Here is a 19,538-nt window from a genome sequence, read left to right as displayed (position 1 = left end):
AGGCGACCGATCTCATGACTGACAAGGCCATCACCTCCATCAAAGACAGATTGCGCTCCCTGACCTTTCCAGGCGCGGACGGTGATATTGTCAGTCTCGGTCTTGTGTCTGATATTTTCGTCTCCGATGGAAAGGCTTATTTCTCGCTCTCCGTTCCTGCCGCCAGGGCTCAGGAGCTTGAACCTCTGCGTGAAGCGGCTGAAAAGGCAGCACTTTCCGTCGATGGTATCAAGAGCGCCGTCGTCGTCTTGACCGCCGACAAGAAAGCAGGCGAAGCGCCCGCGCAGCCAGCGCGCCCGGCACAACAAACACCCCGCCAGCCGCAGCGCCCGCAACAGCCCGCCAAGCAGGAAATCCCCGGCATTGGCGCGATTGTGGCGGTCGCCTCGGGCAAGGGCGGTGTGGGTAAATCGACAACGGCAGTCAATCTCGCGCTCGCCTTCCAGGCCAATGGTTTGAGGGCAGCGATTCTGGATGCCGATATTTACGGCCCCTCCATTCCGCGCCTTCTGCAGATTTCCGGCAAGCCGAAAACCTCTGACGGCCGGCGCATCATTCCGATGGAGAATTATGGCCTCAAAGCCATGTCCATGGGCTTCCTCGTGGATGAGGGAACCGCCATGGTCTGGCGCGGCCCGATGATCCAGTCTGCCCTTTTGCAGATGCTGCGCGAGGTCAATTGGGGCGATCTTGATGTGCTGGTGGTGGATATGCCGCCCGGCACCGGTGATGTTCAGCTCACCATGGCCCAGCAGGTGCCGCTTGCCGGCAGCGTTATCGTGTCGACCCCGCAGGATCTGGCGCTTCTCGATGCCCGCAAGGCCATCAACATGTTTGCCAAGGTGGAAATCCCGGTTCTGGGTGTTGTTGAAAACATGAGCTATTTCGTCTGCCCCGATTGCGGCGGTCGCCACGACATTTTCGGCCATGGCGGTGTGCGTCAGGAAGCCGAGAAGATCGGCGCGCCTTTCCTGGGCGAAATTCCGCTGGATATGGCCATCCGCGAAACCTCCGATGCCGGCACACCCGTCGTCGCAAGCGCACCCGATGGCGTGCATGCAAAGGCCTATCGTACGATAGCAGAAAATGTCTGGAACGCGATCAGCTCACGCAAACCCCGCTCAGCACCTGAGATCGTCTTCGAGTAAAAGCCGCCGATCCATAAGAAACTAAAGGCAATACTCTGCCCGAAAGGTTCACCAATGCGGCAATTGTGCAGCAACAATTTGCTTGGCACGGGGCCGCCATTGTGCTTTGACAATCTCAAAGTTTGACGGTTGGTCACAGCCAACCGCCTTTTCAACAACCATCGGGACAGCGCACCCTGTGTGACACTGACCGTGTGAGAGGATTTTCCGGGTTGTTTTTCAGTAAGCACGTTTTGCTGTCACTTCTTTCAGATCAATAAGACATCGGATTCGACATGGATATGACTGCCGAAGGCCATACGCATGGCGGTAATTCGGGCATCAAAGGGTTGCTGCTCGGCTCTTTGGGGTCGATTGGCGTCGTTTACGGCGATATCGGAACGAGCCCACTCTATGCTTTCAAAGAGGCACTGAGACCCGTGGCCGACGACGGGATCGGCCGCGGCGAGGTCATCGGCATCGTATCGTGCATGCTCTGGACGCTGACAATCATCGTCACGGTCAAATACGTTCTTTTCCTCATGCGCGCAGACAATGAAGGCGAGGGTGGAACGCTCTCCCTGTTGGCACTTTTGATGAAATCGGCGCGCGGCAGTCTTGTTCCGCTCATTTTCATGGGCATTGCCGGTGCAGCGCTTTTCATGGGTGATGCCATGATCACGCCGGCGTTGTCGGTGCTTTCTGCGATCGAAGGAACCGAATTCATCGAGCCCGGCATGGCCGATTATGTCTTGCCGGTTTCGCTAGGCATTCTCATTGCGCTCTTCCTGGTTCAGCGGCGCGGCACGGGCTCCGTGTCGGCCTTTTTTGGCCCGCTGACACTTCTCTGGTTCATCATGCTGACCGCTGTGGGCCTCTACCACGTCTCCGACGATTGGGACATTTTCCTGGCTTTCAATCCCGTTCACGCCATCGGCTTCCTGCTTGGCGAAGGCTGGCGCGGCATGGTGGTTCTGGGCGCTGTTTTCCTGACGGTCACCGGGGCAGAAGCGCTTTATGCCGATCTCGGACATTTCGGACGCAAGCCGATCCAGCTTGCCTGGTTCGCCGTTGTCTTCCCGGCCCTTGCAATCAATTATCTGGGGCAGGGGGCCTTTGTTCTCAAAAATCCCGCGGCGGCGTCCAACCCATTCTTCCTCATGTTTCCGGATTGGGCCCTGCTGCCAGCCGTGATCATGGCAACGATTGCCACGATCATCGCCAGCCAGGCTGTCATCACCGGCGCATTTTCGTTGGCCAGCCAGGCGATCCACATGGGTTTTCTGCCGCGCATGGAAGTACAGCACACCTCAGAACGGCATACGGGCCAGATTTATCTGCCGGCCATCAACGCCATTCTGGCAATCGGCGTCATCGTGCTGGTGCTGACATTCCGTAGCTCCGATGCTCTGGCCACCGCTTATGGCATTTCGGTAACCGGGGCGATGGTCATCACCACGCTGCTCGCGGGCGCTTATCTGCGGGCGAAGATGCGCTGGAACATCGGCCTGGTTACACTCATCCTGTTGCCACTGCTGGCGCTCGAGATTGTTTTCCTCGGGGCCAACCTGGTGAAGATCATCGACGGCGGTTACGTGCCGGTCATCGTTGCCGGCGCGTTCACACTCGTGATGTGGAGCTGGTGGCGCGGCAGCCAGCTTCTGATGGTCAAGGCGCAGCGTGGCGCGCTTCTTCTCGAAGAGTTCATTCCCATGATCTCGCGTGATGGCGAGCATGCGCCTGTGCGTGTTCCCGGCACCGCCATCTTCCTGACCAGCGATCCGGAATATACCCCGCCGGCGCTGATGCATAATCTCAAGCACAATCACGTGCTGCACCAGCAGAATATCATCCTGGTCGTCAGAACCGCGCGACGCCCCTATGTCGGTGAGAATGAGCGCTATCGCATCAGCCCGATTGCGGAAAGTTTCGAAAAGCTGGAAATCACCTTCGGTTTCATGGAAACGCCCAATGTTCTGCAGGCGCTCAGCAAAATCCGCAAGGAAGCCATGAAGTTCGAGATCATGTCGACCTCGTTTTATCTGGGCCGCAGGCAGCTGGTTCCCAGCCGCAACGAAGGCATGCCCTTCTGGCAGGACAGGATATTCATAGCGCTCGCCAATCTGGCAACCCGCCCGTCTGACTATTTCCGCCTGCCGAGCAACCGTGTCGTCGAACTCGGCACGCAAGTCGTCATCTGAACCTGTCCTTGGCGTTCAGCGGTCAATTCTGGCACGGCCTATTAACCATGTATCAAGGTTAATGATTCATTCTGCGCGACAGTTTGTATTTGGTTGTGGAGTTGAGTACGTGCGTAACAGAGTAGCGAAGCGTCGCGCGCATTCTTCGGTCGGACGCTTTTTGGTCACGCTTGCACTCGGTGCAGCGATCTATTCAGCCCTCCCGGAAAATGTTGGAAGATCCGATATCGCCGCCTATCTCGCCGGTATCAACAACAATGGCGAAGGCCGCGTCTACCTGACCCCGTCGCCCGCCGGCTCCATCCAGACTGTCGATATGGTCTTTGCCGATCCGGTCAAGACGGGATCGGTCATGCAAAGCGGTGGCGTGGAACTGCCCGGTGGTGAAAAGATTGCCATGCGCACGGAGGGCAAGCCCTACGAGACGACACCGGATGAAGATCGCGTTACCCGTGGCCTGAAAAAAGGCCGTGTTGTTGCCATCGCACCCGTGCAGCCGCCGAAAGACTTTTCTGCCGGCACAGTGCTTGATCGCGCAGCGTCGCTCTTGAAGCCTGTGGAAAAGGTCTCCCGCGAGACGGCCTTTCTCAAGCCCGCAATCAAGGGCAAGGAGCTGACGATTGCGCAGGCATTTTACGAACGCAAGCCGGTTCGGCAGAACCCCGGCGTGCCGCGTGAAATTGCAAGTCTGGTCAACAATGATCACGCCGATGTTCTGGCAACGGCCTATGCACCGCCCAAGCCGGATTATTCACGTCAGTCGCCCTTTGATTCCATTCTGAAAGCCGACAAGAACGCTGGACGCTTTATTCCCGAGGTTGGTCCAGGTGATCACGAGTGGGTGGCAACAGCACTTCCCGCTGATGTGTTTTCCGACAAGGAACAGCAATGCCTGGCCTCAGGCATCTATTTCGAAGCGCGCGGCGAACCCGTAAAGGGGCAGGCAGCCGTTGCCCAGGTCATTCTCAATCGCGTGCGCAATCCCACCTATCCCGGCACCATTTGCGGCGTCGTCTATCAGAACAAGCAATGGCGCAACCGCTGCCAGTTCTCCTTTGCCTGCGACAATATCCGCGACCGCATCCGCTCCAAGAGCAATTGGGAAACCGCCCGTGATGTGGCAATGGCCGTAACAGCCGGCAAGATCTGGCTGAAGGAAGTCGGCTCCGCCACCCATTATCACGCCACTTATGTACATCCGCGCTGGGCCCGCACCATGCAGAAGGTCGGTCGCATCGGTCTTCACATCTTCTATCGCACCTATGGCGGCGGTTGGTCTTAGACCGTCAGCTCCTTTCCAGCCTTTGAGCCCTCCACTGAGAGGGCTTTTTTGCATTGCATGATGCAATGCTGCGCCTCCCGGCATCTGCGAATTTGCAGATTTCCTTGAATAACGCATTAAGCGATTGTTTTAATGAGAGAAAAATCATTGCAATCAAGTTAACGCAATGCCTTGACTAAGGTGGCGGTCAAAACTATGTTGCGCCCGACTTCAAAGCGGGGCCAAATGCCACCAACGCTTGACCGTCGCGTCTGGTCTCGGCCGGATTTGTAAGGCGGAACACGGGTAGGAGCGGCAGAATGGATGAGCAGGGAGAAAGTCTCGACGAGCGCCTGAAGAAACTCGATAGCCAATTGGCTTCGAAAAAAGGGAAGGCGAACGGCGATGGGGAAAAAGAAACGTCGGGGCGTGGCAAAGGCTACACCACGGCGGTAAAGCTTTCCTCAGAGTTCATCGCAGCCATTGTGACGGGTGCGGTGTTGGGCTATCTCCTCGACTACTTCCTCGGTACGAAGCCGTGGGGCATGGTGATCTTCCTGCTCATTGGCTTTGCGGCCGCGATTTTGAACATGCTGCGTGCATCTGGCTATGTGGAAACACCTGAGCCGAAGCCGCGGGATAAGAAAGATTAAGCGGGCAGGCAACTGCCTTTGAGATAACGGAATATGCCCATTTGGGCGCTGAAACGAAAGAGAGAAACTCGTGTCAGGCGGCAAGGTCGATCCACTTCACCAGTTCCAGATTCAAGAACTTGTTCCGCTGCATTTCGGCGATTTGAATCTGTCGTTCACGAACTCGTCCCTGTTCATGGTGATTACGGTTCTGGCAGCCTCGCTCTTTCTGTATGTTGCTACATCCAGCCGCGCGCTCATTCCGGGTCGTCTGCAGTCCACGGCAGAACTTTCATACGAATTTGTCTCGAATATGTTGCGCGATGGCGCAGGAACCGCTGGCATGCGTTTCTTCCCGTTCGTTTTCTCGATCTTCATGTTCGTCCTGGTCGCCAACCTCTTCGGTATGGTGCCGTACTTCTTCACCGTCACCAGCCACATCATTGTCACCTTTGCGCTGGCCATTCTGGTGATCGGCACCGTCGTGATCTACGGTTTCTGGAAAAACGGCCTCAGCTTCTTGAACATTTTCGTTCCAAGCGGTGTCCCGGTGGCTCTGCTGCCGCTGGTTTCGCTTATTGAGCTTGTATCCTTCCTCTCTCGTCCGGTTTCGCTGTCTGTTCGTCTCTTCGCGAACATGCTTGCCGGCCACATCACGCTGAAAGTTTTCGCAGGCTTCGTCGGTATGCTGGGCGCCATGGGCGCGATCGGTATCGGCGGTGCAGTTCTGCCTCTTCTCATGACCGTCGCACTGACGGGTCTGGAATTCCTCGTGGCCTTCCTGCAGGCATATGTCTTTGCAGTGTTGACCTGCATGTATATCAACGATGCAGTCCACCCCGGTGGCCACTAAGGAATGAAGTCGCTGGCGCGGCAACGCGCCATCAAAGCCGCAACAACCATTTCTAAGGAGATCTAATATGGACGCGGAAGCAGCAAAATACATCGGCGCAGGTCTTGCTTGCCTTGGTATGGCCGGTACGGCTCTTGGCCTTGGCAACATTTTCGGCAACTATCTGGCAGGCGCTCTGCGCAACCCGTCAGCTGCTGATGGCCAGTTCGGCCGCCTGATTTTCGGCTTCGCCGTTACGGAAGCTCTGGGCATCTTCTCGCTGCTCATCGCTCTTCTGGCTCTCTTCGGCTAAGAAGCTCAAAACGACAGACCTTGGGCGCCTTCTTCGTTTAAGGTGCCCGGTCTGCTTTCTGGTCCTATTGCGCACCTGGAGGTGACAATGTTTTTTGTGACACCGGCATATGCCGAGGAGTCATCCGCGCATTCCGAAGGCGGTGACGCGGCGTCTCAGACGCACACCGAAACCGGCGTGCCGCATGAGGCCGGTCACGAAGGCGGCTTCCCGCCTTTCAATTCCGAATATTACGGCTCCCAGATCCTCTGGCTGGCGCTGACCTTCGGTGTTTTCTATCTGATTATCTCGCGCGTCGTTGCACCGCGCATCGGCTCCATTCTGGAAGACCGCCAGGACCGCATTGCGCGTGATCTGGACGAGGCCTCCCGCATGAAGTCTGAAGCAGACGATGCGATTGCAGCCTATGAGAAAGAGCTGGCAGCGGCAAAAGCCAATGCCGGTGAAATCGCCGCGCAAGCCCGCGAAAAGGCACAGGCTGAAGCCGACGCCGAACGCGCTGCCAGCGAAGCTGAACTCAGCAAGAAGATTGCCGCTGCTGAAAGCCGCATTGCGGAAATCACGCAGTCAGCACTTGCCGAAGTCGGCGTGATTGCTGAAGAAACCGCTGCTTCCATCGTTGAAGAGCTGATTGGAACCAAGGCAACCAAGGCCGAGATCGCATCCGCGGTCAAAGGCGCTGGCAAGTAAGGGAGGCTCTTATGGACGCTACATCACTGGCCAGCCTTTGGGCATTCATCGGTCTTCTGATCTTCCTCGGCATTGTTGTTTATCTCAAAGTGCCGGGCATGATTGCAAGGTCGCTGGATCGCCGCGCTGATGAGATCACCGGTCAGCTTGCCGACGCCAAGCGCCTGCGCGAAGAAGCCCAGCATCTGCTGGCCGAATATCAGCGCAAGCGCAAGGAAGCGGAAGAAGAAGCCCAGGCAATCGTTGCTTCTGCCAAGCGCGAAGCAGCGTCTCTGGCTGCTGAAGCCAAGCAGAAGACGGAAGAATATGTTGCGCGTCGCAACGCGCTTGCCGAAGCCAAGATCAAGCAGGCTGAAGATGACGCCATCGGCGCCGTTCGTGCCGCTGCTGTTGATCTCGCCATTTCTGCTGCGGAATCGGTTATCGCTTCCAAGGCCGACAGCGCTGCACAGACAAAGCTCTTCAAAAGCGCCGTTGACGAAGTCAAAACGCGTATGAACTGATCTCTTTGATAGAGTGATCAAAAAGGCCGCCCGAAAATGTTCGGGCGGCCTTTTGTGTTTCTGGGAGCTCTGTTTGATACGGCGGCACCGTCGCGAAACATTCTGCCGTGTGAAGCACCAATGCTCTGGCGGCAAGACGTCGATGTACAGAACAGTGGCTTTAAAAGAGCGCGATCGTTTCGCTTGTTGCTGAAGTTGCGATTGTCAGCCTGTGGCAAACGTTACTTGGATAATGGGCTCAGGCGGCGGCCCGATGGATGGTAACGGTATTGCGACCTTTTCGCTTGCCCTTATAGAGCGCATTGTCCGCCCGCTGCATGAGACGTGTCGCGTTCAGCGCATCGGGCGTTTCGGCGGTTGCGACACCGACACTCATGGTCACGACTGCGGTTTCGCCACGGCCATGATGCGGGATGGCCAGAGCCTGGACTTCGCGACGCAGCAACTCGGCGATACTCGATGCCTCCCCGCTGGCCGTCTCAGGCAGCACGAGGGCAAACTCTTCGCCACCCATCCGCGCCAACGTTCCGTTTTGCGCGTAGAGCGCCAAATGACTGGAGACGGTCTTCAGGCATGCGTCGCCGGCAGGATGTCCATAGTGATCATTGTAAGCTTTGAAATGGTCCAGATCGAACATCAGCAACGAAACCGGAGTCTTCGTTTGTGCCGCATGTTCCAAAGCGTCACGCAGGGCTTCGTCAAATTTGCGTCGGTTTGCCAGGCCCGTCAGCGGATCGGTCAGGGACAAGGCTTCCAACTGCCGGTTCTTCTCGTTCATCATCTGGTTCAAAATGCTTTCGCGCAGCACATGCAGATAATTGCGCCGATCGGAGCGTTCAGCACGGTAATTGGCAATCAATGTCAAAACGGCTGCCGCGACGAAGGTCTCGGCCATCGAGGCGGCAAGAACATGATTGTCGGCAAGATTATGAAACAGGGCGATCGACAGGATCGCCGCACCAACGGTCGTGGTTACCGCTGCATAGCGGAAGGACAAGGGCATGGCGATATTGCAGCCAATAATCACAAGCACGTCGCTGAAATACGTCCCCAGTGCCTGATCGGGCGTCAGATAGAGGTTATAGGCAAGAGGAATTGAGCAGAGGGAGAGATAGACTGCACTGATGAACAGCTCGCGGGTGACGCTGTTCATCAGGTTGAAACTGGCCAGAACGGAAAATGTCAGCGTCGGCAGCGAGAACGCCAGGTGGGTCAGCACGAAATAGCTGAAGACCATATCCGGTTTGATCCCGCCCCCCAGAACCAGCGCAGCAACAATGACCTCGTAGATAATGAAAACCAGAAAGCCTGCAATGGCACTCTGCCTGTTGCGCGCTGTATTTTGCCCGCTCTGGTAGAGAGCTTCGAGAGGCATCCCGAAGCGCAGGCGCGGGCCGCCGCGAAACAGCTCGACTTCCGTCTGCTGAAGCAATAGCTGGTCGCCCGCCTGCGCTTGCGGCATAAATTCTCTCCGGTCTTGAACACGCGCTGATGCTAGTGGCCGAACGTAAAGAAAGGCTCAAAATCAGGCCAATCAGACACTGTCAGGGCGGTATAGTGAACAAGGTCTGAAGGACATGCGATGCAACGGGCAAACGCCGTTTTCTTCAATGGCTGCGCGATGCGGCGCAGTGCCGTAACCGGCGTGTTTCTCAAAACCATAAGCAGGGTATATGCGTCCCGCCCGCGCCATCATCCGGTCTCGCGAAACCTTGGCAACGATGGAGGCTGCGGCAATCGACAGCGAGCGTGCATCGCCCTTGATGATCGCTTTGGCGGGGCAGGAGAGGCCGGGTGGAACATCGCGCCCATCAATGAGTGCAAAATCCGCTGTTTCTTCGAGCGCGCCAATCGCCCTGCGCATGGCATCAAGGCTTGCCTTGCGAATGTCGATGGCATCAATGGTGCGGGCACTCGACGAGGCGATGGAAACGATCGCGCTTTTCAATATGGCGTCAAAAAGCACGTCGCGTTTTGCTGCCGTCAGCTTCTTCGAATCATTCAGCCCGGGCGGAATATTCTTGGGGTCCAGGATCACGGCAGCGGCAACCACCGGACCGGCCAGTGGTCCGCGCCCGGCCTCATCCGCTCCGGCGACAAAGCGGGCACCGGCTTTGAGCGCCTGTTTCTCGAAGGTCATGTCGGGACCGTCAGGCATCGGGAAAAGAGAGAGGGAATCGGACGTTTTCTTGGCTGTCATGCGGCGGACAATGCACAAGCGCCCGATTCCCTGCAAGGCCGGATGGAGTGCGGGCCATCCGGAAGACCGCGGCGGGGCGGCAGCCGCGGAATGCAAAAGCCTAAAAAAGTGCCAGCTGGACACCCCCACCGGCAGGCGGGACAAAGAGATCGTCGCGCAGCGGAAAGCGCCCCTTGCCGAGACCAAGCCGTTTGCAGGCAATGTCGAAACGGCGCTGGATCTGCCAGGCATAGGGGCCTGCACCCTTCATGCGTTTGCCGAATTCCGCGTCATAGTCCTTGCCGCCGCGCATGGAGCGTACCAGCGACATCACGTGGCGATAGCGGCCCGGAAACTCCCGCAGAAGCCAGTCACGGAAAAGCGGGCTCACCTCCAGCGGCAGGCGCAGGATAATGTAATTGGCCTCCCGCGCACCGGCAGCCTTTGCACTATCGAGAATACGTTCAATCTCATGATCGGTCAGGCCGGGAATAACCGGTGCCACCATGCAGCCAACGGGAACGCCCGCCTCGGAAAGCGCCCGAATGGCCTCAAGCCGCTTGGACGGCGTTGCCGCACGCGGTTCCATGGCCCGCGAAACCGCACGATCCATGCTGGTCACCGAAATGGCGACCTTGGCAAGGCCGCGCTCGGCCATACGTGCCAGAATGTCCACATCGCGCATCACAAGGGCTGATTTCGTGACGATGCTCACCGGATGGTTTGCTGCCTCCAGCACTTCCAGAACCTGACGCATGATCCGCCATGTCTTTTCGATCGGCTGATAAGGGTCGGTATTGGTACCGATCGCAATCGTGCGCGGCTTGTAACCGGGCTTGGAAAGCTCCCGCTCCAGAAGTTTGGGAACGTCCGGCTTGGCAAACAGCTTCGATTCAAAATCGAGACCCGCCGAAAGCCCCATGTAGGAATGGGTGGGCCGCGCAAAGCAATAGATGCAGCCATGTTCGCAGCCGCGATAGGGATTAACCGACCGGTCGAAGGGAATGTCGGGCGAGGTGTTGCGCGTCAGCGCCGTGCGCGGCTTTTCAACCTGCGTTTCGGTCTTGAAAGGCGGCAGGTCTTCAAGCGTTTGCCAACCGTCATCGACTGTTGTGCGCGTGTGCTGCTCGAAACGCCCGGCAGGGTTCATGCCGGATGCGCGCCCACGCCTGCGGCCAACGTCCACCCGTTCGCCACCGGCATCCGCCAGGGCATTGGCAAAATCCGCCCGGTGGCCGGGAGCGAATGCCTCCCCGCCGATATGCATATGCGCAGCCATTGATTTCTCCCATGAACGCGGCGACTCGTCTCGCCGTTCAATGATTATATTCCTATCGTGATTGACGGAACATAGCAAGAACAAAAAATCTTTATGACGAGAATATGGCGTTGTGCGCTGCAATGCGCTAAGTGTGACCCATGTTAACGATCATCATGGAATGTCAGGATAATGAGGCGGAGGCGGCACATACGCTCTCAGCGCTTGTTGTTGGTGCCGTTGAAGGTTTGGTCAGCGACGTTGTAATTCTGGATGAGAGCGCAGGCGAAGGCATTCAGGCGCTGGCCGATGCGGCCGGTGCGCGTTTCCACCGCAAATGGGATATTCGTGAGGTCGTGAATTCCGCCCGTGGCAATTGGATATTGCTGCTGGAACCGGGCGCGCGGCTTCAGCCAGGCTGGGTGGAGGACCTTCTGGAATATCTTTCGCTTGGTCGCGATCCGGCGTGTTTCACCCCATCAAAAACCTTCCGAAAGCCGCTATTGAGGCGTTTTGGCCGTCGCCCGCCGCTGGAAAATGGTCTGCTGCTTACCAAGCTGGAAGCAAAGGCGCGCGCCCGCAGCGGCATGGCGCTTGGCGATTTTGCCAAGGGGGTGAAGAAACGTAAATTGAGAGCCGAGATCGCCCCAGCCTGGGTGGCGAATGGCCTGCGACGGGCCTGACTCTCAGCCTTTGCTGCGCTTCAGGTGCTCATCCAGCCGCGGCATGATTTCCACGAAATTGCAGGGCATGTGGCGATAGTCGAGCTGGTCTTTCAAAATCCCGTCCCAGGCGTCCTTGCAGGCACCGGGCGAGCCGGGCAGCACGAAGATATAGGTCGCATTGGCGACGCCGCCGGTGGCACGCGACTGGATTGTCGATGTGCCAATCTTCTCATAGGAAATGCGATGAAAGATCGCTGAAAAGCCATCCATCGTCTTTTCAAACAGGGGCTCCAGCGCTTCGGGCGTCACATCGCGTCCGGTAAAGCCCGTGCCACCGGTGGTGATCACGGCGTCAATCTTCTCATTCAGAGTCCAGGCTTCGACCTGCGCGCGGATTTTTTCCTTGTCGTCCGTCACGATGGCGCGCGCTTCCAGCCGGTGACCGGCACTCAGGATGCGCTCCGCCAACGTGTCTCCGGACTTGTCGTCGTCGAATGTCCGCGTGTCCGATACGGTCAAAACCGCAATACCGAGCGGGATGAAGGGTCTGCTTTCAGTATGGTCCGGCATGTCAGGCTCCCACAGTATCTGTTCGCAGCCAGTACCAGTCCGGCCGGGCGCGCTCAAGTGCAGCATGCGCATTATCGGCTTCCTGAGCCGTTTTGAATATGCCGAAACATGTCGCGCCCGAGCCGGACATGCGCACAAGTGCAGCCCCGCTCCGTTTGATGAGCTGCAGGACGATATCAATGTCCGGCACCAGAGCACGCGCCGGAGCTTCCAGGTCATTGCGCATGTCAAGCATCCGTTCGAGCCAGAGGCTTTGCTCGCAAATGCCGGGCAGGGCCGGCAAGGCTGCATTGACCCGCTTTTCCAGACGGCGGAATATCTCGGGTGTGGAAACGGCACAAAGCGGGTTGCCGAGAACCATCGCAAACGCCGGCAAAGTCGGTAATGGCTCGATAATCTCGCCAATACCGCGGGCCACAAGCGCCTTGCCCTCCAGGCACATGGGCACATCAGCGCCAAGTGAAAGCGCAAGAGACCGGAGGGTTTCAGCGCTGATCCGCTCGCCCCACAGGCTTTGCAGCGCGCGCAGCGCGGTTGCTGCATCGGTCGAACCGCCGCCGATGCCGGAGGCAACCGGCAGGTCCTTCTTCAGATGGATGTGAACAGGCGGCGCAGCAAAGCCTGCGCGCTCGTATTCCGCCCGCAACAGATTGCGCGCCTTCAACACCAGATTGCCCTCCGCATTCCCACCCGCCGCAGCAAGCGCCGCGCAAAAGCGCCCGCTCACCGAAAACCGGTCTTCAGTCGAGAGCCCGATGGAAATCGCATCGCCCTTAGATGCAAAGGTGACAAGGCTTTCCAGCGTATGGTAGCCGTCGTCGCGCCGCCCGGTCACATGCAGCGCCAGATTGATCTTGGCCGGCGCGCACCATGTTTCAGCGTTTTCCGGCCCGACCGGATCATTTGGCAATGCCGTCTCCAGCTCCCGGCGCTGGCAGTTTGATTTCCTGCCCCGGGAAAATCAGGTTGGGATTGGTTTTCAACTGCGGGTTAAGCCGGATGATCTCGTGGAATCGCATGCCTCCGCCAAGTGCATCCTCTGCAATTTTCCAAAGTGATTCGCCCAATCGCACCTTGTAGGCTGTCTTTTCGGGCACCTGTCCATCTGGCTCTTGCGCTTGTGGCTGCGCCTTCGTTTCCGGAGGAGCTTGCGCCTGGTCCGCATTGGCTGGCGCTTCCGTCTGGTCCCCTTCGGCAGGCGCTTCCGCCTGTGCGGTTTCTGCAGTTGCCTGCACCTGTTTCGTTTCGGAAGGCGTTTGCGCCGGCTCGGTGAAATTGTCGTCCGATGACGCGACTTCCACCGCCTTTTGCTTCGAATCCAGGCCTTCCTTCAGCTTGCGTTCGATCTCTGCCGGGTCGACTTCCGTATGTTCCTCGGTCTTGCTGGCTTCCAGCGCACGCCGCCACTGGAATGTCGCTTCGAGCTTACGCCCCACCTGCCAATAGGCGTCGCCCAGATGGTCGTTGATCGTCGAATCGTCTTCCTTCAGCGAGACAGCGCGTTCAAGGCTTTTGACCGCCTCTTCATATTCGCCGAGCCGGTAATGCGCCCAGCCGAGCGAATCGATAATATAGCCGTCATTCGGGCGCAGTTCCGCGGCCTTGGCGATCATGTCCATGCCCTCTTTGAGGTTCATGTTCTTGTCGATCCAGGAGTAGCCGAGATAGTTGAGCACCTGCGGCTGGTCGGGGAAAAGCTTCAGCGCTTCGCGGAAATTCGGCTCCGCCTTGTCCCACTCTTTCAAACGCTCATAGGCAATGCCGCGCTGGTAGAAAACACCCCAGTGCTCGCGCTGCGGGTCGGGTCCGATGGCCTTGACGGCAGCATCAAAATTGTCTGCCATGGCGCGGTAGTCTTTCTCTTCCGAAAGCACGCTGCCATAGGCGAGATAGGCGCGGAAATCGGACGGGTCGAGCGCAATCAGGCCCTTGAGCCGCTCGCGCGCTTCATCCATCTTGCCGATCTGCGCGAGATCAAGACCGAGCTGCAATTCGGAAATTTTCTTGTAAGGCGAATCCTCGCCGATCTGCTTGTAATATTCGATCGCCTTTTCCGGCTTTTCTGCCCCATCGGCAATATTGCCCAGAACGAATATGGCATCCGTCGCATCGCTATCCAGCTTGTGGGCAGCATGCAGATAAATGGCCACGATTTCATCCGTCGCGCCACGTCCGCCAGTCGATTGATTGAGCGCCGCACCAATGCCAAAAAGCACAGACGCTGCGCCATCTGTCGCGCTGGCAACTTCCTGCTTGGGAAGGTTGCCGGCCTCGATTGCTTCACGCACATTGTCCAGCACCGCAGAGCGGCCAGCGACGTCTTCGCTGGCGGCAAAGACGTCAAGCGCACGCTGCTTTTCCCCGCTTCGGGCTTCCAGTCCGGCCAGCGCGATCACCGAGCGCAGATAGAGATCCTGCGCGGTCGCGCCGCCCACCCTGTCCGACAGGACACTGCGGAAATAGCCCCGTGCTGCGTCGTCATCACCGCCGGCCAGCGCCATCGCGCCTGCGGTGTAATTCTTGAAGATTCCGAACCAGTCCGGACCTTTTAGGCCTTCGACCGTCTTCAGGGCCTCTTTCAGCGATCCTTTGTCGAACTGCGCCCAACCTGTCAAAAGCCCGTTCATCAGTAGATCGAGATCATTATTGGTCTGCTGCGAGAAAAAGCTGATGGCGGCCTCGGAATCGCCGTCTCGAATGGCGTCGAGACCGAGAACGAGCGAGGTGATCCGGTCGACATTCGTGTCGTCTTTCAGCTCGCGCGCTTCAAGCACGGCCTCATCAAAATTGCCATTCAGAAGAAGATTGATCAGCAGCCGTTCCTGAACGCTGATATTATCGGGCTCGAAAAGCATCGCCGTGCGGTAAAGATCCACCGCCATCTGATAGTCGCCGTTCACGTCGGCGGTAAAAGCACCCAAAAACGCACCGGAAAAACTATCCACCGAGGCAGGATCAAAGGGGCGGGCTTCCGCGGCTGGAGCCTCGGTTTTGTCTTCTGCCATTGCCAGTCCGGCCGTTCCTGTTGTGAGCGCCACAGCCATGGCAACGCCCGAGAGCAGCCGTCCGATTCTCATTTTCCGCATTTACTGACCTTTCCAAGCGGACCACGTCATCCTTGATGGGACAGACAGGCATGCGCGGCCACATTCTTGTGATTCTGACATGAGAATGGCTTTTTTGGAGCAAAGCCGCAACTTAATCCAGATTTGGAAGAAATCGCTATTCTCTCGGATCAATTCACGCGATCGATACAGAAATCGATCACTTCCAGGAGCGCGCTTTTAATCGCGCTGTCGGGAAGCGGCGCCAAGGCATCGCTGGCGATCGTGCCATAGTGGCGCGCACGCGTGATTGTATCGGCAAGACTGCCGTATTTGTTGATGAGCCCCAAAGCCCTTTCCAGATTTTCGTCGCTGGATTCGCCTTTTTCGATCGCATCGCGCCAGAAGGCGCGTTCGGCCTCTGTCCCGCGGCGATAGGCCAGAATGACCGGCAGCGTGATCTTGCCTTCGCGGAAATCGTCACCGGTATTCTTGCCGAGTTCGGCAACCTTGCCGCCATAGTCGAGAACATCGTCAACGAGCTGAAAGGCAAGGCCGAGATTCATGCCGTAGGATTTGAGCGCCTTGCGCTCTCCCTTGCCCTTGCCGGCAATGATCGGCCCCACTTCGGCGGCGGCTGCAAAAAGGGCCGCCGTCTTGGCGCGGATCACCGCCAGATAATCATCTTCCGTGGTTTCCATGTTCTTGGCCGCAGAAAGCTGCATCACTTCGCCTTCGGCAATCACGGTGGCGGCCGTCGCCAGCACGTCGAGCGCATCCATGGAGCCCGAATCCACCATCATCTTGAAGGCTTGGCCGAGCAAAAAGTCGCCGACAAGCACGCTGGCCTGATTGCCCCAGATCATCCGCGCGGTGGATTTGCCGCGCCGCATCGCGCTTTCGTCCACCACATCGTCATGCAGCAAAGTGGCCGTGTGCATGAATTCGACGGATGTTGCCAACAGAACGTCATTCTCGCCCTTGTAGCCATAAAGACCGGCCGCAGCCAGCGTCAGCATGGGGCGCAGGCGCTTCCCGCCTGATGAGATGAGGTGATTTGCGACTTCAGGGATCATCTGCACGTCGGAGCCGGCCTTGGACAGGATAAGCTGGTTGACCCGCTCCATGCCCCCGCGTGTCAGATCGACAAGCGGTTTCACCGAAGCCTGTTTGTTTTTGTTTTCCTCAAGCGGTATGACGACACCCACGCTCGAACTCCTTACATTTTATTTGTTCTACAATAGAAAAATGTGTCCGGGTGCGGCAAGTGGCGAATTGGCGCGGCTGATCAATTAGTGAGGAAAAATCAAGATATGCTCGAAATAGTCCGTTCCAACGATGCCGTTTTGTTGTCTCTGCTCGAAAGCCTGATGAAAGAGGCCGGCATTGCCTGCATGATTGCCGATCAGGGCATGAGCATTCTGGAAGGTTCGCTGGGTGCCATCCCGCGCCGCTTCATGGTCGATGCCGAAAGGGTGGATGAAGCACGCGCGATCGTTCGCGACGCGGGACTGGAGGCTGAATTGCGCGAGGAGAAGGAATAGGATGACGGAACACACCGTCGATGCGTTCCACTTCGGACGATTCTATCTTGTTCAGCCGGCCAAGGGCGGTCACCGCTCCGGCATGGACGCCATGCTGCTGGCCTCCATGGTTGATGGCAGGGGTGCGATCCGTGTGGCAGATTTGGGGGCAGGGGCCGGCGCTGCAGGCCTTGCTGTTGCATCACGCCTGGAAAATGCCGCTGTAACGCTCGTCGAGCGCTCCACGCTGATGGCTGATTATGCACGCCGCTCTGTTGACTTGCCGGAAAATGCTGATCTTGCCGGGCGGATCACTGTCATCGAGGCTGATGTCACACTCACCGGCAAGGCGCGCGTGGCCGCCGGTCTCGAAGACGAAGCCTTTGACCATGTGATCATGAACCCGCCTTTTAATGATGCCGCAGACCGGAAAACGCCCGATGCCATCAAGGCCGAGGCGCATGCCATGACTGAGGGGCTTTTCGAAAGCTGGATCAGGACAGCAGGCGCGATCATGAAACCGGGCGGCCAACTCTCCCTGATTGCCCGGCCCGAATCTATTTCTGAAATCATTTCAGCCTGCGGAAGGCGTTTCGGCGGTCTTGAGGTGACCTTGATCCACCCGCGCGAAGGCGAAAATGCCGTGCGCATGCTCGTCTCAGCCATCAAGGCTTCACGCGCGCGACTGAAAGTCCGTTCTCCCTTTTTCATGCATGGTGAAAACGGCCACAAGTTCACGCCTTTCGTCGATGACCTGAACAATGGCCGTACAGCCTATAGCCGACGCTGATGCATCAGCGGCAACCCTTGCCTTTCTTCAATCCGCACCTACATCAATGCGAACAAAGCAACGAAGCCAGGATTGAAGATGAGAAGCATGATCAGCCGTTACCTCCCGAAGAAATTCCGCAAGGAGGGAACCTTGATCCCCGTGGTGCGGATGCAGGGGGCGATCATGACCGGCGGCAGCCAGTTTCGACCGGCGCTCAATCTTGCAACGGTCGCGCCCGTACTCAACAAGGCGTTTTCCCTCAAGCAGAGCCCGGCTGTTGCCATCATCGTCAATTCGCCTGGCGGCTCCCCCGTTCAGTCGCGCCTTATCTATCAGCGCATTCGCGCGCTGGCCGAGGAAAAGGGCAAGAAGGTCTATATCTTCGTGGAAGACGTCGCGGCCTCTGGCGGCTACATGATCGCGTTGGCGGGTGACGAAATCTATGCGGACGAAACCTCCATCGTCGGCTCCATCGGCGTCGTCTCCGGCGGCTTCGGTTTTCCCGAACTCTTGAAGAAAATCGGTGTCGAACGCCGCGTTTACACCGCTGGCGAAAACAAGGTCATCCTTGATCCGTTCCAGCCTGAAAAAGAAAGCGATATCGAGATTCTGAAAAGCCTTCAGCTCGATATCCATCAGGTCTTCATCGACATGGTGAAAGCCCGCCGCGGCGCAAAGCTGGCGGACAGCGAGGAGATTTTCTCCGGCCTCTTCTGGACCGGCACCAAGGGCAAAGACCTAGGTTTGATCGATGGTCTTGGTCATATGCGCGAAGTCCTGAAGCAAGCCTATGGCGAGAAAACGCGCTTCGAGCTGATCTCCGGGGCCCGCTCCATGTTCGGCAGGCGTGTGCCGGGTGTGAATGTTTCCACCGAAATGGCGGCTGCCGGTGCAGACGGTGCCGTGCAGGCCCTTGCGCAAACGGCGGAAGAAAAGGCACTATGGGGACGCTTCGGGCTCTGATTGCCCGACACTCGTGTCAGGCGCCTTGGGGGATTGAATGCCGCAACTGATTCTTCTTCTGCTCATCGTGGGCGGCGGTTGGCTGCTTTACCGACGCTTCGTTTCCGATGCGGAAAAACTCACGCGCCGTTCCGATGAAAAGCGCAAGGAAGAGCGCAACGGCGCGCAAGGCACCCTGATCGAAGACCCGGAAACGGGCGAATACCGCCCAAAGCGCGATGACGAGTGAACGTCCTCAGGGGCGCTTCACCACAAGGTCGATCTCTATCAAGGCATCATAGGCAAGCCCGGTCACACCAACACATGTGCGCGCCGGCAGACGGTCGGCGGCAAAGTAGCTGCGATAGGTTTCGTTCATCGCCGCATAGTCCCGCTTGAACTCGGTCAGATAAACGCGGCACATCACAACGTGCTCCAGCCCAAGCTCAAGCCCTGCCAGCACCGTCTTCAGGTTCTCCATGACATTGCGCGTCTGCGCCTCAATGCCTTCGGGCAAAACACCGGGTGCATCAGGCGTGTCGGGCATCTGGCCGGTCACGAATACAAAACCATCCGTCTCCACCGCATGGCTGAACGGAGCGACAGGCTTCGGCCCGCCCGAAATCATGTGAAACTGCATATGGTGTCCTTCAAGTAAAATGCGAAACGATCATGGCGCAGCTTTGGCAACGGCGCCAGAGTGAATTTGAAGAACACGCGATGCTCAGGCCGCCAGGAAATCAAGCCGCGGGTCGGTCTTGCCGGGACTGATCTCCAATATCTCAGCCGTGACGACATTCTGGGCAACGAACGGGTCAATTGCAATGCGCGCTTCAAGCGCCTCACGCGTTACATTATGCGCAATGATGCTGCCGCCCTGTTTCGGCTCGATCGTACCGGTCAGGACAAAGATGCCGTCGTCAAAGCCCTGCCGTATCCACGCGTTGTGCCCATCCATATGCTGCGGCGCTGCAGTCTTGTTATCGGAAAATCTCAAGAAAACGACGTACATGTCTACCTCCGTCT

General features: G+C 57.8%; 22 protein-coding genes. 13 read left to right on the top strand and 9 right to left on the bottom strand.

Features of this window, described 5'->3' with window-relative positions:
• The first annotated feature begins 14 nt into the window (after positions 1-14).
• The 8 genes from NHF56_RS11995 to NHF56_RS11960 all read left to right on the top strand — a co-directional run bounded on the left by NHF56_RS11995 (position 15) and on the right by NHF56_RS11960 (position 7,559).
• Entirely contained in the window at positions 15-1,148 is a 1,134-nt protein-coding gene (locus NHF56_RS11995; protein ID WP_252804581.1) for an Mrp/NBP35 family ATP-binding protein, read from the top strand.
• 281 nt (positions 1,149-1,429) lie between these two features.
• On the top strand, positions 1,430-3,328 hold the full coding sequence (locus NHF56_RS11990; protein WP_252804997.1) for a potassium transporter Kup: 1,899 nt from the start codon (positions 1,430-1,432) through the stop codon (positions 3,326-3,328).
• 109 nt (positions 3,329-3,437) lie between these two features.
• Positions 3,438-4,610, top strand: coding sequence for a cell wall hydrolase (locus NHF56_RS11985; protein WP_252804580.1), 1,173 nt, complete (start codon positions 3,438-3,440; stop codon positions 4,608-4,610).
• Positions 4,611-4,909: 299 nt separating this feature from the next.
• Positions 4,910-5,242, top strand: a complete 333-nt coding sequence (locus NHF56_RS11980) for an AtpZ/AtpI family protein (RefSeq protein WP_252804578.1) — start codon at positions 4,910-4,912, stop codon at positions 5,240-5,242.
• A gap of 70 nt (positions 5,243-5,312) precedes the next feature.
• A complete protein-coding gene (locus NHF56_RS11975; protein WP_252804576.1) occupies positions 5,313-6,074 on the top strand; it encodes a F0F1 ATP synthase subunit A in 762 nt (253 codons plus the stop codon).
• Between the two features lie 67 nt (positions 6,075-6,141).
• Complete coding sequence (locus NHF56_RS11970; RefSeq protein WP_252804574.1) at positions 6,142-6,366, top strand: F0F1 ATP synthase subunit C; 225 nt, start codon at positions 6,142-6,144, stop codon at positions 6,364-6,366.
• An 87-nt stretch (positions 6,367-6,453) separates the two neighbouring features.
• Positions 6,454-7,056, top strand: a complete 603-nt coding sequence (locus tag NHF56_RS11965; RefSeq protein WP_252804572.1) for a F0F1 ATP synthase subunit B — start codon at positions 6,454-6,456, stop codon at positions 7,054-7,056.
• Positions 7,057-7,067: 11 nt separating this feature from the next.
• On the top strand, positions 7,068-7,559 hold the full coding sequence (locus NHF56_RS11960; RefSeq protein WP_252804570.1) for a F0F1 ATP synthase subunit B: 492 nt from the start codon (positions 7,068-7,070) through the stop codon (positions 7,557-7,559).
• A 238-nt stretch (positions 7,560-7,797) separates the two neighbouring features.
• Here the strand turns inward: NHF56_RS11960 and NHF56_RS11955 are convergent, their stop codons facing one another.
• From NHF56_RS11955 to NHF56_RS11945, 3 genes are all read right to left on the bottom strand, one after another.
• Complete coding sequence (locus NHF56_RS11955) at positions 7,798-9,021, bottom strand: diguanylate cyclase (protein WP_252804567.1); 1,224 nt, start codon at positions 9,019-9,021, stop codon at positions 7,798-7,800.
• A gap of 72 nt (positions 9,022-9,093) precedes the next feature.
• A complete protein-coding gene (locus NHF56_RS11950) occupies positions 9,094-9,759 on the bottom strand; it encodes a ribonuclease HII (protein ID WP_252804564.1) in 666 nt (221 codons plus the stop codon).
• Between the two features lie 100 nt (positions 9,760-9,859).
• On the bottom strand, positions 9,860-11,017 hold the full coding sequence (locus NHF56_RS11945) for a PA0069 family radical SAM protein (protein ID WP_252804562.1): 1,158 nt from the start codon (positions 11,015-11,017) through the stop codon (positions 9,860-9,862).
• Between the two features lie 140 nt (positions 11,018-11,157).
• On the opposite strand from NHF56_RS11945, the gene NHF56_RS11940 reads away from it, so the two are divergent.
• Positions 11,158-11,679 carry a glycosyl transferase gene (locus NHF56_RS11940; protein WP_252804560.1) on the top strand — a complete coding sequence of 174 codons (522 nt, stop codon included), beginning with the start codon at positions 11,158-11,160 and terminating at the stop codon, positions 11,677-11,679.
• Positions 11,680-11,682: 3 nt separating this feature from the next.
• Here the strand turns inward: NHF56_RS11940 and moaB are convergent, their stop codons facing one another.
• The 4 genes from moaB to NHF56_RS11920 form a co-directional block, all read right to left on the bottom strand.
• A complete protein-coding gene (gene moaB, locus NHF56_RS11935; RefSeq protein WP_252804558.1) occupies positions 11,683-12,231 on the bottom strand; it encodes a molybdenum cofactor biosynthesis protein B in 549 nt (182 codons plus the stop codon).
• Between the two features lies 1 nt (position 12,232).
• A complete protein-coding gene (locus NHF56_RS11930) occupies positions 12,233-13,141 on the bottom strand; it encodes a 4-(cytidine 5'-diphospho)-2-C-methyl-D-erythritol kinase (protein WP_252804556.1) in 909 nt (302 codons plus the stop codon).
• Positions 13,131-15,317 carry a tetratricopeptide repeat protein gene (locus tag NHF56_RS11925; protein WP_252804555.1) on the bottom strand — a complete coding sequence of 729 codons (2,187 nt, stop codon included), beginning with the start codon at positions 15,315-15,317 and terminating at the stop codon, positions 13,131-13,133. The genes NHF56_RS11930 and NHF56_RS11925 overlap by 11 nt, the downstream gene beginning before the upstream one ends.
• A gap of 149 nt (positions 15,318-15,466) precedes the next feature.
• Positions 15,467-16,483 (bottom strand): polyprenyl synthetase family protein, encoded by a 1,017-nt coding sequence (locus tag NHF56_RS11920; RefSeq protein WP_252804552.1) that lies wholly within the window; start codon positions 16,481-16,483, stop codon positions 15,467-15,469.
• A gap of 105 nt (positions 16,484-16,588) precedes the next feature.
• On the opposite strand from NHF56_RS11920, the gene NHF56_RS11915 reads away from it, so the two are divergent.
• From NHF56_RS11915 to NHF56_RS11900, 4 genes are all read left to right on the top strand, one after another.
• The gene (locus NHF56_RS11915) at positions 16,589-16,819 is read left to right on the top strand and encodes a DUF2007 domain-containing protein (RefSeq protein ID WP_252804549.1); all 231 of its coding nucleotides are present in this window, start codon (positions 16,589-16,591) and stop codon (positions 16,817-16,819) included.
• Between the two features lies 1 nt (position 16,820).
• Positions 16,821-17,588 carry a tRNA1(Val) (adenine(37)-N6)-methyltransferase gene (locus NHF56_RS11910; RefSeq protein ID WP_252804547.1) on the top strand — a complete coding sequence of 256 codons (768 nt, stop codon included), beginning with the start codon at positions 16,821-16,823 and terminating at the stop codon, positions 17,586-17,588.
• A gap of 78 nt (positions 17,589-17,666) precedes the next feature.
• Complete coding sequence (locus tag NHF56_RS11905; protein WP_252804545.1) at positions 17,667-18,533, top strand: S49 family peptidase; 867 nt, start codon at positions 17,667-17,669, stop codon at positions 18,531-18,533.
• A gap of 37 nt (positions 18,534-18,570) precedes the next feature.
• Complete coding sequence (locus NHF56_RS11900; protein ID WP_252804543.1) at positions 18,571-18,762, top strand: hypothetical protein; 192 nt, start codon at positions 18,571-18,573, stop codon at positions 18,760-18,762.
• A gap of 6 nt (positions 18,763-18,768) precedes the next feature.
• Here the strand turns inward: NHF56_RS11900 and NHF56_RS11895 are convergent, their stop codons facing one another.
• Both NHF56_RS11895 and NHF56_RS11890 read right to left on the bottom strand, forming a co-directional pair.
• Positions 18,769-19,152, bottom strand: a complete 384-nt coding sequence (locus NHF56_RS11895; RefSeq protein WP_252804541.1) for a RidA family protein — start codon at positions 19,150-19,152, stop codon at positions 18,769-18,771.
• An 84-nt stretch (positions 19,153-19,236) separates the two neighbouring features.
• Positions 19,237-19,524 (bottom strand): YciI family protein, encoded by a 288-nt coding sequence (locus NHF56_RS11890; RefSeq protein ID WP_252804539.1) that lies wholly within the window; start codon positions 19,522-19,524, stop codon positions 19,237-19,239.
• Positions 19,525-19,538 lie beyond the last annotated feature (14 nt).

Origin of the sequence: Rhizobium sp. L1K21 (assembly GCF_024055895.1) — a bacterium.
In the GTDB taxonomy this organism is placed as follows: domain Bacteria; phylum Pseudomonadota; class Alphaproteobacteria; order Rhizobiales; family Rhizobiaceae; genus Ensifer_A.
The sequence above is the reverse complement of the archived record's forward strand: the minus strand, read 5'-3'. Positions and strand labels throughout refer to the sequence as shown.